This window comes from Leisingera thetidis (genome assembly GCF_025857195.1).
Taxonomy (GTDB): Bacteria; Pseudomonadota; Alphaproteobacteria; order Rhodobacterales; family Rhodobacteraceae; genus Leisingera; species Leisingera thetidis.
Genome location: NZ_CP109787.1, coordinates 2718152 through 2734532, shown reverse-complemented (window position 1 = coordinate 2734532; position 16381 = coordinate 2718152). Strand labels below are relative to the sequence as shown.

Sequence of the window (16381 nt, the reverse complement as noted above, 5' to 3'; positions counted from 1 at the left end):
GCAGGTCTTACGCGGCCAGATCGAACCGGTCCGCGTTCATCACTTTGGTCCAGGCGGCAACAAAGTCGCGCACAAAGGTCTCCTCCGATCCATCCTGCGCATAGACCTCGGCCAGTGCCCGCAGCTGCGAGTTGGAGCCGAACACCAGATCGGCGCGGGTGGCGGTCCATTTCACATCGCCGCTGGCGCGGTCGCGGCCCTCATAGGTGCCGTCGCCTGCCGGCTTCCACTGCACGCCCATGTCGAGGATGCTGGTGAAGAAGTCGGTGCTCAGGACGCCGGGGCGGCTGGTGAAGACCCCGTGGCGGGAGCCGCCGTGGTTTGCGCCCAGCACCCGCAGCCCGGCGACCAGCGCGGTCATCTCCGGTGCGCTGAGGGTCAGCAGCTGCGCCCGGTCCACCAGCAGCTTCTCGGCGGGAATCGAATATTCCGCCTTCTGGAAGTTGCGGAACCCGTCGGCTTCCGGCTCCAGCGCGGCAAAGCCGTCGATGTCGGTCTGCTCCTGGCTGGCATCGGTGCGGCCCGGGGTGAAGGGCACCTCCACCGGGTAGCCAGCGGCCTTGGCGGCTTCCTCGACGCCGGCACCGCCCGCCAGCACGATCAGATCAGCCATCGAGACCTTCTTGCCGCTGGAGGCGCTGGCGTTGAAGGTGCTCTGGATCTCTTCCAGAGCACTCAGCACCCTGGCCAGCTTTTCGGGCTCGTTCACTTCCCAGTCCTTTTGCGGGGCCAGGCGGATGCGGCCGCCATTGGCGCCGCCGCGCATATCCGAGCCGCGGAAGGTCGAGGCCGACGCCCAGGCGGTGGAGACCAGATCCTGCACCTCAAGCCCCGAGGCCAGCACCCGCGCCTTGAGGTCCGCCGTATCGTTTGCATCGATCAGCGCGTGATCCACCGCCGGCACCGGATCCTGCCAGATCAGGTCTTCCGCCGGAACCTCGTCGCCCAGATAGCGGGCTTTCGGCCCCATGTCGCGGTGGCACAGCTTGAACCATGCGCGGGCAAAGGCATCGGCGAATTTTTCCGGGTTGGCGTGGAAACCGCGCGAGATCTTCTCGTACTCCGGATCCATCCGCATCGACATGTCGGCAGTGGTCATCATCGGCGGGTGCGTCTTGCCGGGGTCATGGGCGTCGGCGACCATATGCTCGGGCCGGACGTCCTGGGCCTGCCACTGGTTGGCGCCGGCCGGGCTCTTGACCAGTTTCCACTCATAGCCGAACAGCACGTCGAAATAGCCCATGTCCCAGGTGGTCGGATTGGGTTTCCAGGCGCCTTCGATGCCGCTGGTGGTGGTGTCGGCGCCATTGCCCTTGCCGTGCGCGTTCAGCCAGCCAAGGCCCATGTGCTCGATATCGGCGCCTTCCGGATCGGCGCTGACCAGTTCGGGATCGCCCGCGCCATGCGCCTTGCCGAAGGTATGGCCGCCCGCCACCAGCGCCACGGTCTCCTCGTCGGTCATCCCCATCCGCGTGAAGGTGTCGCGCACATCCCGCCCCGAGGCCACCGGGTCCGGATTGCCGTCAGGGCCTTCCGGGTTCACATAGATCAGTCCCATCTGCACCGCAGCCAGCGGGTTCGCCAGGTCGCGTTCGCCGGAATAGCGGCTGTTCGGCTGATCGCTGGTGGCCAGCCATTCGGTTTCCGCCCCCCAGAAGACATCCTCTTCCGGCTCCCACACGTCCACCCGGCCGCCGCCAAAGCCGAACACCGGCCCGCCCATCGACTCGATGGCGCAATTGCCCGCCAGGATCATCAGATCCCCCCAGGAGATCTTGTTGCCGTACTTCTGCTTGATGGGCCACAGCAGGCGGCGCGCCTTGTCGAGGTTGCCGTTGTCCGGCCAGCTGTTCAGCGGCGCAAACCGCTGGCTGCCGGTGCCGCCGCCGCCGCGCCCGTCGGCGGTGCGGTAGGTGCCCGCGCTGTGCCAGGCCATGCGGATGAACAGCGGCCCGTAATGGCCGTAATCCGCCGGCCACCAGTCCTGGCTTTCGGTCATCAGCGCATAAAGATCCTGTTTCACCGCCTTCAGATCCAGCGTCTTGAATTCTTCGGCATAGTTGAAATCAGCCCCCATCGGATTTGACTTGGGCGAATGCTGGTGCAGGACACTCAGGTTGAGAAGGTTCGGCCACCAGTCCTTGTTGGTGGTGCCGCCGGCTGCGGCAGCGCCGTGGAACACCGGACATTTGCCTGCAGGTGTATTTCCGTCCATTTTTTTTCTCCGATCGTGGCTGCATGAATTTGAACTGCGTCGTGACAGAAGCGCTGCGGGAGCTGCGCGGCAGCGGGCGCCGTTTTGCGCCGGGCCTGAAAATGCAGGCGGGCATGTGCCGCGGCTGCCGGGTCTCCCTGTCTTCTTGGGGATGAGGCTAGCAGAGGAATTCCATTGGACTAAGTTGCATTTTTTCATCGTAGTGATAATCAAAACCTATGATAAACGTGACCCTCCGCCAGATGCGCTATTTCGAGGCGCTGGCGCAGCACCGCCATTTCGGCCGTGCGGCGGATGCCTGCGCGGTGTCGCAGCCTGCTTTGTCGGTTCAAATCAAGGAGCTGGAGGAGGTGCTGGGGGTGCAGCTGGTGGAGCGCGGAGCGCGCCAGGTCCGCCTGACCAGCTTCGGCGAGGATCTGGCCGTGCGGGTGCGCGGCATCCTGCGCTCTGTGGATGAATTGGGCGAGCTGGCGCGCGCCTCGCGCGAGGGGCTGGCCGGGCGGCTGCGCATCGGGGTGATTCCCACTATCGCGCCCTATCTGCTGCCATCCATCGTCGGCAACTTGACCCGGCAGTATCCGGAGGCCGACATCCGGGTGCGCGAAACCGTGACCCCCAAACTGCTGGAGGAACTGGGGGAGGGACGGCTGGACACCGCCATCGTGGCACTGCCGGTCTCAGAGCCGGCGTTTGAGGAAGTGGCGCTGTTTTCCGAGGACTTCGTGCTGGTCCGCCCGGGGGAGGACACCGGCAAGCCGGTTCCCGGCCCCGAGGGATTGCGCGAAATGCGGCTCCTGCTGCTGGAGGAGGGGCATTGCTTCCGCGATCAGGCGCTGTCGTTCTGCAACATGCAATCGGCGGCCCCGCGCGAGCTGCTGGACGGCAGCTCGCTGTCGACCCTGGTGCAGATGGTCAGCGCCGGCATCGGTGTGACGCTGATTCCCGAAATGGCGGTGCCGGTTGAAACCCGCTCAGCGGTGGTTTCGGTGGCACGTTTCCGCGACCCGCAGCCCGCGCGCACCATCGGCATGATCTGGCGCCGCAGCAACCCCTTGGCGCGGCAGCTGATGCAGGTGGCAGATGTGGTGCGCCAGGCGGCCGATGCCTTGCGGGCCAGCTATGCGCCGATGCCCTGACGCACGGGTTTGTTCTGGCTTTGAAAACAATCGCCGTGGCTTCTTTCCGTGACGGGCGGCTGCCCTGACGGCAGCTGCAGCCGCATGAGGTATGATGCGTAAAGGGCACGCTCACAACCATTTTATGGCACTGCTGTTTCCCGGCTCCCGGGGCTTTGTTAAGGTTTCGTTAATAATAATGAACTGAAGCAGGCATACAGGCAGATGAAAACGGGCTTTCGTGGCACGTTTGTTGTTTCCTGGTCGCAAACCGAAATCGACGGCCTTCCGGCCGCACCGGTGGACGCTCTCGATGTAGGGGCGGCTTGGTCCTGGCATGGCGATGCTGTGCGGGTGGACGGGCCGTCGGGGCTGTTGCGGCTGGACATGGCAAACGGCGAGGCAGAATTGCGCCGCCGGGCGGCACGGTCGGTGCGCAGGCTGGTCGGGGCAGCGGTTCAGCACCGGACCGACGTTGATGCGGTCGAGGTCGACGAGCCGCTGATGGACAGCAGCTTTGTCGTGACCAACGGCGTGCAGAGTTTCACGGTCACCCTGATCGAGGTCGGCCCGGACCAGCGCCCGCTGCTGATGTTTGTCGATGACATGCCGCCGCGCGGCACCGATCTATGGGTGGTGCATCACTCTCTCGGCACCATCTGCGCCGGACGTCCGCAGGGCGAAACCGGTGTGATCTGCTTTACCCCCGGCACCCTGATCGCCACCCCCGGCGGTCCGAAACGGATCGAGCAGCTGCGCGAAGGCGAAAAGGTCCAGACCCGCGACAACGGCGCCCAGGAGATCCTGTGGATCGGTTCGCGCCGGATCAGCGGCGCGCGGCTGTTTGCGATGCCGCGGCTGCGGCCGATCCGCATTCATGCGGGCGCCCTGGGCATCGACCGCCCGGAACAGGAGCTGCTGGTCTCCCCCGACCACCGGATGCTGCTGCGCGGTGCCCGCGTGCGGGACCTGTTCAATACCCCGGAAGTGCTGGTTGCGGCCGGCGATCTGGCCAACGGCCGCACCATCCTGCCCGACGCCTCGGTGCGGGAGGTGACCTATATCCACCTTATGCTGGCCAATCACCAGGTGCTCTGGGCCAATGGCGTTGAGACAGACAGCTTCCACCCCTCCAACGCCGCGCTGACGGAGCTGAGCGACAGCGACCGGGCGCGGCTGTTCCGCCTGCAGCCGGCGCTGGAGCGCAACCCGCTGTCTTATGGCGCCTACGCCCGCCGCAGCCTCAGCGCCTCCGAGGCGGCAATACTCGGCCACGAGGCCGCCTGAGGCCTTTTGCGGACCACCCCCGGCGCACCCACGCGGCCGGGCCTTGGCGGTCCGTGCAGATTTTCCTGCCAAACGCGGCACAGCCGTGTTGACTCTGCGCCGCCCGCCTATATAAGCGCGGCTTCATTGGTGTTGGTGGCCCCCGCAAGGGGATGCCTGTCATGCCCGGATCCTGGATGCGGAGCAAGAGGACAACGCCCTTAATAGTCACGGCTTGCCCGGGGCGGTTCAGACCATACGGCGGCAGGCACTCGCGTTTGCAGCCGGAAAAGGGGGAACCGGTTTTCGGAGCAAGCTGCGAAGCCGCTAATAAGGAGATCAGCCGTGACCAAACGCACGTCTGCCAAGTACAAGATCGACCGCCGCATGGGCGAAAACATCTGGGGCCGCCCGAAGTCCCCGGTCAACCGCCGCGACTACGGCCCCGGCCAGCACGGCCAGCGTCGCAAGGGCAAACTTTCCGACTTCGGCATCCAGCTGCGCGCCAAGCAGAAGCTCAAGGGCTACTACGGCGACCTGACCGAAAAGCAGTTCCGCCGCATCTACGGCGAAGCCGAGCGTGTGGCCGGCGACACCGGTGAAAACCTGATCGGCCTGCTCGAGCGCCGCCTGGACGCCGTCGTCTACCGCGCCAAGTTCGTGGCAACCGTCTTTGCGGCCCGCCAGTTCGTCAACCACGGCCACGTGACCGTGAACGGCAAGCGCGTCAACATCCCCTCCTACCGCGTGAAAGAGGGCGACGTGATCGAGGTCCGCGACAAGTCCAAGCAGATGGTTGCCATCCTGGAAGCCACCCAGCTGGCCGAGCGCGACGTGCCCGATTACATCGAAGCCGATCACTCCAAGCTGACCGCAACCTTCGTGCGCACCCCCGGCCTGGGCGACGTGCCGTACCCGGTTGTGATGGAACCGAACCTGGTCGTCGAATTCTACGCCAAGAACTAAGCCTGCGGCCCATCGGGGCACACGGCTGGAAGGGCTGTCCTGCGGGGCAGCCCTTTTTCTTTTGCCAATTCCTCATCGCCCGAATGGTCCGCTCCGCCTGGATTCCTGAAAGCTGTGGCCGGGCGGTGCCATTGGGACTATCCTGCTTGAAAACGACAGGGAGTGACCAATGAAGATCTTGATGCAAGCAGCTGCCGCCGCCGCCGCCACGGCTCTGGGGGCGGCGGCGGCGGCCGCCGCGCCGCTGACGCTCACGCCTGCGAACCCGCAGCCCTCCGGCGTCAAACCCGGCCTTGCGGTGGTCTACGCGTATCCTCAGGACGTGAAGTCATTGGCGGAGGCGTCCTCCGCCCTGAAGATCGGCAGCGAACCGGGCCGCCCCATCGCCGGCCTGGACAACCGCGACACCGAAGAGGGGCAGAATACGCTGACCGCCAATCGGCCGCTGCATGTGGCGGCGCGGATCACCGGCTATGTGAAACTGGACACGCCGGGCATCCACAACATCGACTTCCTGACCAATGACGGGCTGCGCGCCAGCATCGGCGGCCAGATTGTCGGCGAATTCGACGGCCGCCAATCCTGCGACAGCACCGTGCTCACCCAGGTCGAGGTGCCGTCGCCGGGCTGGTACCCGGTCGACATCCTGTATTTCCAGCGTCTCGGCACCGCCTGCCTGCACATGCGCATGGGGCCCGACGGCAAACGCCCGAAATGGATGAAGGACAGCGCCTTCGGGCACTGACCGGCCGCTGCTTCTTTCTGGTTTGAAATACTCCGGGGGTGAAGCCGCAGGCTGAGGGGGCAGCGCCCCCTTGCCCGGCCGGCGGGTCAAAGCGGCAGCGGCCGCCCTTCGGCAATTGCCTCCATCGCAAAATAGGAGGTCACGCTGTCCAGCTCGACCCCGGCAATCAGCTGCTGATAGACCTTGTCATAGCTGGCCATGTCCTGGGTCACCACTTTCAGCTGGTAGTCGTAATCGCCGCCGATGCGGTGGAAATCCACCACCTCGGGGATGGCCAGCACATGGCGGCGGAAGGTCTGCAGCCACTCCGCCGAGTGATGCCTTGTGCGCAGCAGCACGAACACCACCAGATCCAGCCCCAGCTGCTTGCGGTCCAGCCGCGCCGTGGAGCCTTTCAGCAGGCCGCTGTCATTCAGCGCCTTCAGCCGCCGCCAGCAGGCGTTCTGCGACAGCCCCACCTTGTCGGCCAGCTCCCGCTGCGACAGGCCGGCGTCCTGCTGCAGCGCCCGCAGAAGGGCGCGGTCAATATGATCTGCAATTTTGCCCATATGACGATCATAAGACACAAATATTCTGCATTCCACTCAGTAGTTGATAAAGTTTTCTCGCTGATTGCCGTTCACAATGCCTCAACGGAAATCGGAGGCGCGGCATGACCCTGGCAGCATTCAAACAGACAATCCGTCAGGCGGCCCTCGATGGCACTCTGGGCCGCAGCGTGATTGGCGACGGGGTGATGATCCCCGGCCTCGATGGCGCGGTGCCGCTGGTCTATGCCGATTACGTCGCCTCCGGCCGGGCGCTGCGCCAGGTCGAGGTTTTTGTCGCGGGCGAGGTGCTGCCGTTTTATGCCAACTCCCATACCGAGGCTTCCTTTTGCGGCATGCAGATGACCCGCCTGCGCCGCGAGGCACGCGGCGAGATCGCCCGCCTGACCGGCGCCACGGCGCAGGATGCGGTGATCTTCACCGGATCGGGCGCCACCGCGGGCCTTAACCGGCTGGTCAGCCTGTTCGGCGTGAACGAGGCCGCCCGGCCGGTTGTCTTCATCGGCCCTTATGAGCATCATTCCAACATCCTGCCCTGGCGCGAAAGCAAGGCCGAGGTGGTTGAAATCCCCGAGGCGCCGGAGGGCGGCGCGGACCTGAAGGTTCTGGAGCTTGCCCTGAAGCAGCACGCCGACAGCGATCTGAAAATCGGCAGCTTCTCGGCTGCCTCCAACGTCACCGGCATCCTGACCGATCCTGACCCCATCAGCCGCCTGCTGCACGCGCATGGCGCGCTGGCGGTCTGGGATTACGCCGGCGGCGGCCCTTACCTGCCGGTCGACATGGGGGCGGGCGGCGCGGCGCGCAAAGATGCCGTGGTGGTCTCGCCGCATAAATTCCCGGGCGGCCCCGGCGCCTCCGGCGTGCTGATCGTCAATACCGCTGCGGTGCGCCGCCGCTGCCCCTCCTGGCCGGGAGGGGGAACGGTCAGCTTTGTTTCCCCTTGGCGGCATGAATACAGCCGGGACCTTGCAACCCGAGAGGAGGCCGGCACCCCGAACGTGATCGGCGACATCCGCGCCGCGCTGGCGTTTCTGGTCAAGGAGGCGGTGGGCCAGCACCGGATCGAGGCCCGCGAAGCGCAGTTCGCACAGATGGCCTGGGACGGCTGGTCCGCCAATCCGCGGCTGCGCATCCTTGGCCACCGCACGGCGCACCGGCTGCCGATCTTCTCCTTTCTGGTGTCGGACGGGGCGGGCAACCCGGTGCACCAGCAGCTGTTCACCCGGATGCTGAGCGATGTCCACGGCATCCAGGCCCGCGGCGGCTGCGCCTGTGCCGGCCCCTATGCGCACCGGCTGCTGGGCATCAGCCAGCCGGAGTCGGACACCCTGTTTGCCGATCTGCAAGCGGGGCAGGAGATGAAGAAACCGGGCTGGGTGCGGCTCAACTTCTCTTACCTGATGGAGCAGGAGACGGCGCAGTACATCATCGATTGCGTCAACGATCTGACCCGAAGGGCAGGGGAGCTTGCTGCCCGCTACAATGCTGATCCGGAGACGGCACGCTTCAAGGCGCTGGTGGCCTAGGCTCAAGCCTGAACGGGGCTTTCCCGGGACGGGGAAGCACCTCACATGCTTGTGATATGTAGGTGCCGCCCCCCTGTATTTAAAGGGGGAAAGTCTATTCCAAATCCCCCGCGACGGCGCTGGCGGCGGCATGGCACGCTATAACCGTAGTTTATTGGTTGGAGCAAAGTTATGGCCCTCAAGCTGTCCGCCCCTGTTGGTGACAAGAAGCGGATCACCAAACCGGACCCCAAGACCGGCGAGAGCAAGTTCAAGCCGGTCAAGAACGCCCCCGCAGATGTCGAGCTGGTCCGCCTGATGCTCAAGGCGAACGGTTACTCCATTGAGGTCAGCACCAAATGCGACGCCGGGCTGATCACGACCATCAAGGATTTTCAGAAGAAGAAACTGGGCTTCCGCAAGCCCGACGGCATTGTCGATCCCGGCATGCGCACCTGGAACGCCGGCCTGCCCAAGCTGGCGGCGCAATATGCCGCCGACACCAAGGTGGAGCGGGTCGAGGTTGTCGAGAACGGCAAGACCAAGCTGATCACCGTGGCGGAATTCGAAGCCGGCCAGGAGGAGCTGCGCCGCAAGCTCTTGGCCAAGGCCAACATGATGTACGGCCAGGCGGAATCCTGGGTCGACTTCTGCAACGAGGTGGAAAGCACCCGCCAGGGCAACGAGACCTTCCTGAACGCGCTGACGGAATTTGCCGTCAGCATGGTCAACGACAAGACCGACCCGCCCTGGACCGCGATCCTGAACGCGCGGTCCGAGTCGAGCCTCCTGAAGACACTGGTCAGCAAGAAGAAGCCCGACTGGAAGAAGGTCTACAAGCAGGACGTCAAGGCCTCCAAGGCCTATAACACCGGCGGCAAGGCGTTCAAGAAATTCATCGACCAGCGCATCAGCACCGCAGGCGCCATCGTCTGGAAGCTGGAAGTGGTGCGCGAGGTCTCCTTTGCGGTGGTCGAGACCTATATGACCGCCCGTCTGGTCGCGACCAAGGGCATGTCGCCCGCCAAGGCCCACGCCATCGCCGCCGCCAGCACCGAGGCGCTGAAATCCAGCGCCGGCCAGCTGGGCGAGCATCTGGCGGGCAACAAGGTGACCTGGGACGGCGCCGCCAAGAAGGTGTTCATCGACAGCTTCATCGCGGGCCTCGCAGGGGCTGCCGGCGGCAAGCTGACCGCCAAGCTGTCGGCCGGGCTGGCGGACGATCTGGCCAAGGCCGCGGCCTCGAAACTCTCCCGCGAGTTCCCGAAGAAAGCGGTGAAGGTCTTCTTTGAGAAGTTCCTCAAATCCAAGGCCGGGGAAGCGATGGTGACAGAGGCCCTGAAGGAAACCATCGGCCTCGCCAAGCCCCTGATCGAAAAGGGCCGCCCGCCGAACACCAAGGAGATCAAGGAGAGCATCGCCAAGATCCTGACCGCGGGCATCATGTCGGCAGGGGCCGGCAAGGCGCTGGAGAAATTCTCCTCCGGCTTCACCACGGGCGCCGAAAAGTTCCTCAAGACCAAGCTGGCGCCCGCCGCGATGGAAGGCGCGGTGAAGAAGGACCTGATCGCCAAATACGGCACCAAGGCCACCGAGGATTTCATCAAGCTGCACGGCGACGCGGTCTATGGCGAGATCGCCAAGCAGATCTCCGGCAAGACGTTCAGCAAATATGCGGGCGAGGTGCTGGCCAGCTCGGATGGCTCGCAATCGGCCTCAACCATGCAGAAGCAGGCCAACGAGGCGATGCGCAAGGACATGGAGCTGCGCAAGAAGATCCAGAAGATCATCCTGGCCGAGGCCAAGCGCAAGATGCCCAAGACAGCAGCGGCGCATTAACGCCAGCTGCATTGCCGGGGGCTGCCGCAGGGGGCGGCAGCATGGGGGAAGCGTCATCTTGGTGCTTCCCCGCCAGCGTCTGGGCCGCTATGACGGGTTGGAATTAAGGAGCCCGTATTATGACCCAACTCACACCGCAGCCCGGTATCATGGACATCGCCCTGTACGAGGGCGGGGCTGCCCATGTGAAAGGGGTGAGCAATGTTGTGAAGCTCTCCTCGAACGAGAACCCCTTTGGCCCCAGCCCGCGCGCCATCCAGGCGATGCAGGACGCGGCGGCGGGCATGCACCGCTATCCCAGCTCGGATCACGCGGCGCTGCGGCAGGCCATCGGCGAGGTGCACGGGCTGGAGCCGGAGCAGATCATCTGCGGTGCGGGCAGCGACGAGATCATCGCCTTCCTGTGCCAGGCCTATGCCGGACCGGGGGACGAGGTGCTCTATACCGAGCACGGCTTTGCCATGTACCGCATCAGCGCGCTGGCGGCCGGCGCCACCCCGGTGGAGGTGAAGGAGCGCGAGCGCGTCACGGATGTGGACGCGCTGCTGGCGGGCTGCACCGAACGCACCAAACTGGTGTTCATCGCCAACCCCAACAATCCCACCGGCACCATGATCAGCGCGGCCGAGGTGGCGCGGCTGGCGGACGGCCTGCCGGCAGGGGCGCTCCTGGTGCTGGACGGTGCCTATGCCGAATATGTCGAAGGCTTCGATGCAGGCGCCGCACTGATCCAGGCGCGCAGCAATGTGTTCATGACCCGCACCTTCTCCAAGATCTACGGGCTTGGCGGCGCGCGGATCGGCTGGGGCTACGGCCCCCGCGAAATCATCGATGTGCTGAACCGGGTGCGCGGGCCGTTCAACGTCTCCAGCACCGCGCTGGCCGGGGCGGAGGCTTCGGTGCGGGACACGGAGTACGCCGCCCGCTGCCGCACCGAGAACGCCAAATGGCGCGGCTGGCTGGCGGATGCGCTGGCCGGACTGGGGGTGCCGTCGGACGTGTCCTGCACCAATTTCATCCTCGCCCGTTTTTCCAGCCAGGCCGAGGCCGAGGCCTGCGACAGCTATCTGCAATCGCAGGGGCTGATCGTGCGCCGGGTGGCGGGCTACAACCTGCCCGCGGCGCTGCGCATCACCATCGGCGACGAAGACTCCTGCCGCCGGCTGGCCGCCGCGGTGAAGGCCTTCAAAGAGGGGCAGGCATGAGCCGCCAGGATACCGGGCAGGTTTACGGCCGCGTTGCGCTGATCGGGCTGGGCCTGATCGCCTCCTCGATGTTCTGGGCAATCAGGCGCGCCGGGCTGGCGGGCGAGGTCACCGGCTATGCCCGCAGCGCACAGACCCGCGAAACCGCCCGCCGCATCGGCTTGTGCGACCGGGTCTGCGACAGCGCGCGGGAAGCGGTGCAGGACGCCGACCTGGTGGTGCTCTGCGTGCCGGTCGGCGCCATGGGGCCGGTGATGGAAGACATCGCGCCGGTGCTGAAACCCGGTGCCACGGTCTCCGACGTCGGCTCGGTCAAGCGCCATGTGATCGACGCCGTGCAGCCGCATATCCCCGAGGGCGTGCATTTCGTGCCCGCCCACCCGCTGGCCGGCACCGAGCATTCCGGCCCCGAATCCGGCTTTGCCGAACTGTTCGACAACCGCTGGTCGCTGCTGGTGCCGGTGGAGGGAACAGATCCAGCAGCCACCGCCCGCCTGCGCGCATTCTGGGAAGGCATGGGCGCCAATGTGGACGAGATGGACGCCGACCACCACGACCTGGTGCTGGCCGTCACCTCGCACACGCCGCACCTGATCGCCTATACGATGGTGGGCGTGGCCGACGATCTGCGCCGGGTGACCGACAGCGAGGTGATCAAGTATTCCGCCGCCGGGTTCCGAGACTTCACCCGGATTGCCGCCTCGGACCCCACCATGTGGCGCGATGTGTTCCTGACCAACAAGGACGCCACGCTGGAGATCCTGGGCCGGTTCACCGAAGAACTCTTTGCCCTGCAGCGGGCGATCCGCACCGGCGACGGCGCGCATCTGCACGATTACTTCACCCGCACCCGCGCCATCCGCCGCGGCATCATCGAGGCAGGCCAGGACACCGACGCGCCGGACTTCGGCCGGGGACAGAAGAAGTGATCCGCGCGGGCGCCCTCTTGGCGGCAGTTGTGTTTGGCGGGGCGGCTGCGGCCGCCGCGCCGGAAACCTCGCTGGAGCCGCCCGCGCGTCCATCGGCAGACGCAGGCATCGCGGCGGCCTTGGCACCGGCGCCGGACCTGCGCCCGGCCTCGCGTCCGCAATCGGACCAGCGCCTGGCAGCGGCCGCCCGGCCCGCGGACCTGCCGCTGCTGGCCCCCGGTGCATCGCTGCATCCCTCGGCCCGGCCGGACAGCCTGGCCGGGCAGGTGCTGTTCAAACGCCGCCAGCGGCGCAAGGGCTCGGTCTGCGGCGATATTGATATCCAGGGCGACTCCGTGGGCCATGTCTCCGGCACGCTGGCCGGCTGCGGTGCCAGGGATGCCGTGCGGGTGCGCGAAATTGCCGGGGTGCGTCTCAGCCAGGCCTCGCTGATGACCTGCAACACCGCACGGGCGCTGAAAACCTGGATCAACCGCGAGGTCGAAACCGCCTTTGGCCGCCGCAACAAGGTGGTGTCCCTGCGCGTCGCCGCCCATTACGCCTGCCGCCCCCGCAACAACCGCCCCGGCGCCAAGATCTCCGAACACGGCAAGGCCCGGGCGATCGACATTTCCGGCTTCACCCTGGCAAGCGGCGAGACCATCACCGTTCTGAAGGGCTGGCAGAACCGCAAGACCCGCAAGAAACTGACGAAAATCTGGCGCGCCGCCTGCGGCCCGTTCGGCACCGTGCTGGGGCCCGAGGCGGACCGCCATCACCGCGACCATTTCCACCTGGACATCGCCCGCCACCGCGGCGGCACCTATTGCCGCTGAAATCTGCCGCCGCCCGCCCGCATTGTTCCTGGTCCGGCCAGGCGGCGGCAAGGATCCTCTGTTCTTCAGGCTGAAAATATCCCGGAGCGCGAGGCAGAGCCTCGCATATTCCCGGTCTTCCCAACGGGGCGAGGCTGCTTGCGCGCGGCCGCACCGACGGGCGGGCTCCCGCGCCTGAACGTGCCCAAGGGCACATGACAGCCTTGGGCCGGGCGCGCTCCGCGCGCAAAGGCGGCTGCCGGGAGGCCTCCAAGGGGCAGCTGTCCCCGGACGCGTTTGCCGCAATCGTATTCTGGTTTCGCCTGCAAAGGGGGCACGGCGCCCCGCACCGCCTCTGCGGCCCTTGGCAGGCGGTGCCGCCGTCAGCGGATGATCAGACGCGGCGCGCGGCCCAGCGGCAGCGGGCCGAGCGTGACATGGCCGTCCGCGAACCCCAGGACGAGGTCGAGATCATGCGGGTTGCCGCCGGCCTCCGCCAGCAGGCCCAGCACCCGCTCGACGGTGCCGCGCAGGGAGGGCGGCAGGGCGCCGGTGCGTTCGGCCATCAGCACCAGCCCGCGCCAGTTCTCCGCCTGCAGGGCGATCTCGCCCTCCGGCATGCCGTGCTCATCCACGGTCAGCGCGCCGGCCGCCTTGAGCCGCAGATCCCCCCAGCGGGCCTCTGCCAGTTTCAGGCCGATCCGGCGCGGCTGCGGCCGCTGCTGCTCCAGCGCCGACCGGTCCCAGGGCTTGTCAAAACCCACTGTCATCTCCAGCGCCAGCGCATCGAAACGCTCCGGCAGGGCAGAGCTGGCCGCCAGCAGGCGCCGCCAGGCCGCGCGCGGTGCGAAATCCTTTGCCTCGGCGGTGATCCGGTAGCTTCCGGGACTGCCGGCTTGCACCATGTTCAGGTCCAGCGCGGCACCGCTCAGCACCGTCTCGCCGGTGCGCGCGATCTGCCAGGGCCCGGAGACCAGCGCCATTTCCTTAAGCTCCAGCGCCGCACCCGGCGCCAGGTTCAGCCCGGCCTGCAAACCTTGCGCCGTGATCACCGCGGTCCGGTCGAAATAGGACAGCCGCTGCGGGGAGGCCGGAAAATGCAGGTCCAGGTTTCCGGGCCAGGCCGCAGGGCTTGCCAGATCCAGCCAATCCGCACGCCAAGCGGTGCCGGTGCCCGGATCCGCCAGCGCCGGGCGGCGGATCCGGGTTCTATGGCGGGTGGGGTAGCCGCTGGTCTCAAGAGCGGAAAACTCGGCCTGCCAGCCCCGCCGCTCCTGTTCTGCAAACCAGGCTGCGATGCCGCTGCGCAGCCCCCAGGCCGCCGCCGCCCAATACAGGCTCCACACCGCCACAGCAGCAATCAGCAGTTTTGCCAGGCGCATCGGATAGCCTCTTTTGCCAGGTCCAGGATTGCTGTTTATAGAGGGGGAGCAGAAAGGGCCAGACAACATGACCATGCGGGTATTCGGATACGGATCACTTCTTTGGAACCCGGGCTTTCCGGTGGCGCGGCGCGAGGTGGCGGTGCTGCACGGCTATGCGCGCTCCTTCTGCATGACCTCGATCCACCACCGCGGCACCGAGGACCGCCCCGGCCTGGTGCTGGCGCTGGATGCGGCCGAGGGCGCCCATTGCAAGGGGCTGGCGCTGTCGGTCGAGGCAGGCCACGAGGAACAGACCCTGGCGGAGCTGCGCGAGCGCGAGCTGATCTCCTCGGCCTATGTGGAGCGCGACCTGGAGGTGGAACTGGCGGACGGCCGCCTGGCCACCGCCGTCACCTATGTGATCGACCCGCACCATGTGCAGTACTGCGGCGGCCTCAGCCTCGAGGAACAGGCGCAGATGATCGCCCATGCGGCCGGCGGGCGCGGCCCCAATACAGAATACCTCTATAATACCGCCGCGCATCTGGCAGAGATCGGCCTGCATGACCGGGATCTGGACTGGCTGGCCGGCCGCGTGCGGGAAATCACCGCATAAAGCCTTGGCGCTGCAGGCACTTTGCTTATAGGCTGCGGACGCAAGACGAGCAGTCAACGTGTCAGGAGCCAATGAATATGGCGCAGCCAGACCGCAAGATCCGGCCGCAATTCTCCCAGCCGGTGCGGCAGATCATCATGATGCTGATCGCATTGGGGCTGTCGGGGTTCGGCGCCTTTGTGGCGCTGCCGCGGGTGCTGCCGGTGTTCGAAGCCAATCCCTGGCTCAACGGGTTCATCGTGTTTGTCTTCGTGATCGGCGTGCTGGCCTGTTTCTGGCAGGTGGTGCAGCTCATCGGCTCGGTGCGCTGGATCGAACGCTTTGCCGCCGGCGACAGCCAGGACCACCGCAGGCCGCCGTCGATGCTGGCGCCGCTGGCGTCGCTGCTGGCCACGCGCAGTGCCCGCATGCAGCTGGGGTCATCCTCCACCCGCTCCATCCTGGATTCGGTCGCCAGCCGCATCGACGAAGACCGCGAGATCACCCGCTACATCGTCAACCTGCTGATTTTCCTCGGCCTTCTGGGCACCTTCTATGGCCTGGCCACCACAGTTCCTGCCGTGGTCGACACCATCCGCAGCCTTGCGCCGCAGGAAGGCGAAGAGGGCCTGTCGGTCTTCAACCGCCTGATGACGGGGCTGGAGGCGCAGCTGGGCGGCATGGGCGTGGCCTTTGCCTCATCCCTCCTGGGCCTGGCCGGTTCCTTGATCGTCGGCCTGCTGGAGCTGTTTGCCGGCCACGGCCAGAACCGCTTCTACCGCGAGCTGGAGGAATGGCTGTCGTCGATCACCCGCGTCAGCTTCTCCTCCGGCGAGGACGGCGCCGGCGACAGCGGCGTGGTCTCGCAGGTGCTCGACACAATGGCCGAGCAGATGGACGCGCTGCAGGCAATGTTTGCCGAAACCTCCGAAGGCCGCGCGGCGGTGGACCGCAAGCTGGGCGATCTGGTCGAGACCATCCAGGAGATGAACCGCCGCCAGGAGCACACCGGCACCATCACCGCGGCGCTCGACCGGGTGGCGGTGGGGCAGGAGGCGCTGACCGAGATCCTGCGCGCCCAGGGCGAACACGGCGGCATCGACGCCGAAAGCCGGATGCGGCTGCGCTCGATCGACGTGCAGATGCTGCGCATCCTCGAGGAAATATCGGCCGGCCGCCAGGAAAGCCTGGCCGAGCTGCGCAAGGACATCGACCTGATGATCAAGGCCTTTGTCCGCCCGCGCGGATTGTCGCGCGGCGGCCTGCCGGGCCGCGACGCGGGGGAATAGGCG

General features: G+C 66.4%; 14 protein-coding genes. 11 read left to right on the top strand and 3 right to left on the bottom strand.

Annotated elements, in window-relative coordinates; genetic code table 11:
* Nucleotides 1-7 precede the first annotated feature (7 nt).
* Nucleotides 8-2215, bottom strand: coding sequence for a catalase/peroxidase HPI (gene katG, locus OKQ63_RS13110; RefSeq protein WP_264210522.1), 2208 nt, complete (start codon nt 2213-2215; stop codon nt 8-10).
* A gap of 218 nt (nt 2216-2433) precedes the next feature.
* On the opposite strand from katG, the gene OKQ63_RS13105 reads away from it, so the two are divergent.
* The 4 genes from OKQ63_RS13105 (at nt 2434) to OKQ63_RS13090 (ending at nt 6307) form a co-directional block, all read left to right on the top strand.
* Complete coding sequence (locus tag OKQ63_RS13105) at nt 2434-3351, top strand: LysR substrate-binding domain-containing protein (RefSeq protein WP_264210521.1); 918 nt, start codon at nt 2434-2436, stop codon at nt 3349-3351.
* Nucleotides 3352-3555: 204 nt separating this feature from the next.
* A complete protein-coding gene (locus OKQ63_RS13100; RefSeq protein WP_264210520.1) occupies nt 3556-4617 on the top strand; it encodes a Hint domain-containing protein in 1062 nt (353 codons plus the stop codon).
* Nucleotides 4618-4941: 324 nt separating this feature from the next.
* The gene (gene rpsD, locus OKQ63_RS13095; protein WP_264210519.1) at nt 4942-5562 is read left to right on the top strand and encodes a 30S ribosomal protein S4; all 621 of its coding nucleotides are present in this window, start codon (nt 4942-4944) and stop codon (nt 5560-5562) included.
* A gap of 169 nt (nt 5563-5731) precedes the next feature.
* Complete coding sequence (locus OKQ63_RS13090) at nt 5732-6307, top strand: PA14 domain-containing protein (protein ID WP_264210518.1); 576 nt, start codon at nt 5732-5734, stop codon at nt 6305-6307.
* 86 nt (nt 6308-6393) lie between these two features.
* Here the strand turns inward: OKQ63_RS13090 and OKQ63_RS13085 are convergent, their stop codons facing one another.
* Nucleotides 6394-6855: an Lrp/AsnC family transcriptional regulator gene (locus tag OKQ63_RS13085; RefSeq protein WP_264210517.1), complete on the bottom strand. Its 462-nt coding sequence runs from the start codon at nt 6853-6855 to the stop codon at nt 6394-6396.
* 104 nt (nt 6856-6959) lie between these two features.
* On the opposite strand from OKQ63_RS13085, the gene OKQ63_RS13080 reads away from it, so the two are divergent.
* From OKQ63_RS13080 to OKQ63_RS13060, 5 genes are all read left to right on the top strand, one after another.
* Nucleotides 6960-8384: an aminotransferase class V-fold PLP-dependent enzyme gene (locus tag OKQ63_RS13080; RefSeq protein WP_264210516.1), complete on the top strand. Its 1425-nt coding sequence runs from the start codon at nt 6960-6962 to the stop codon at nt 8382-8384.
* A 171-nt stretch (nt 8385-8555) separates the two neighbouring features.
* Entirely contained in the window at nt 8556-10202 is a 1647-nt protein-coding gene (locus tag OKQ63_RS13075; protein ID WP_264210515.1) for a peptidoglycan-binding protein, read from the top strand.
* A 119-nt stretch (nt 10203-10321) separates the two neighbouring features.
* Nucleotides 10322-11407, top strand: a complete 1086-nt coding sequence (gene hisC / locus OKQ63_RS13070; RefSeq protein ID WP_264210514.1) for a histidinol-phosphate transaminase — start codon at nt 10322-10324, stop codon at nt 11405-11407.
* Complete coding sequence (locus tag OKQ63_RS13065; protein ID WP_264210513.1) at nt 11404-12336, top strand: prephenate/arogenate dehydrogenase family protein; 933 nt, start codon at nt 11404-11406, stop codon at nt 12334-12336. The genes hisC and OKQ63_RS13065 overlap by 4 nt, the downstream gene beginning before the upstream one ends.
* Nucleotides 12333-13151 carry an extensin-like domain-containing protein gene (locus OKQ63_RS13060; RefSeq protein WP_264210512.1) on the top strand — a complete coding sequence of 273 codons (819 nt, stop codon included), beginning with the start codon at nt 12333-12335 and terminating at the stop codon, nt 13149-13151. Before OKQ63_RS13065 ends, OKQ63_RS13060 begins: the two co-directional genes overlap by 4 nt.
* A 362-nt stretch (nt 13152-13513) precedes the next feature.
* Here the strand turns inward: OKQ63_RS13060 and OKQ63_RS13055 are convergent, their stop codons facing one another.
* Nucleotides 13514-14512: a DUF2125 domain-containing protein gene (locus OKQ63_RS13055; RefSeq protein WP_264210511.1), complete on the bottom strand. Its 999-nt coding sequence runs from the start codon at nt 14510-14512 to the stop codon at nt 13514-13516.
* A 67-nt stretch (nt 14513-14579) separates the two neighbouring features.
* On the opposite strand from OKQ63_RS13055, the gene OKQ63_RS13050 reads away from it, so the two are divergent.
* The gene (locus OKQ63_RS13050) at nt 14580-15110 is read left to right on the top strand and encodes a gamma-glutamylcyclotransferase (RefSeq protein WP_264210510.1); all 531 of its coding nucleotides are present in this window, start codon (nt 14580-14582) and stop codon (nt 15108-15110) included.
* Nucleotides 15111-15187: 77 nt separating this feature from the next.
* On the top strand, nt 15188-16378 hold the full coding sequence (locus tag OKQ63_RS13045; protein WP_264210509.1) for a biopolymer transporter ExbB: 1191 nt from the start codon (nt 15188-15190) through the stop codon (nt 16376-16378).
* Nucleotides 16379-16381 lie beyond the last annotated feature (3 nt).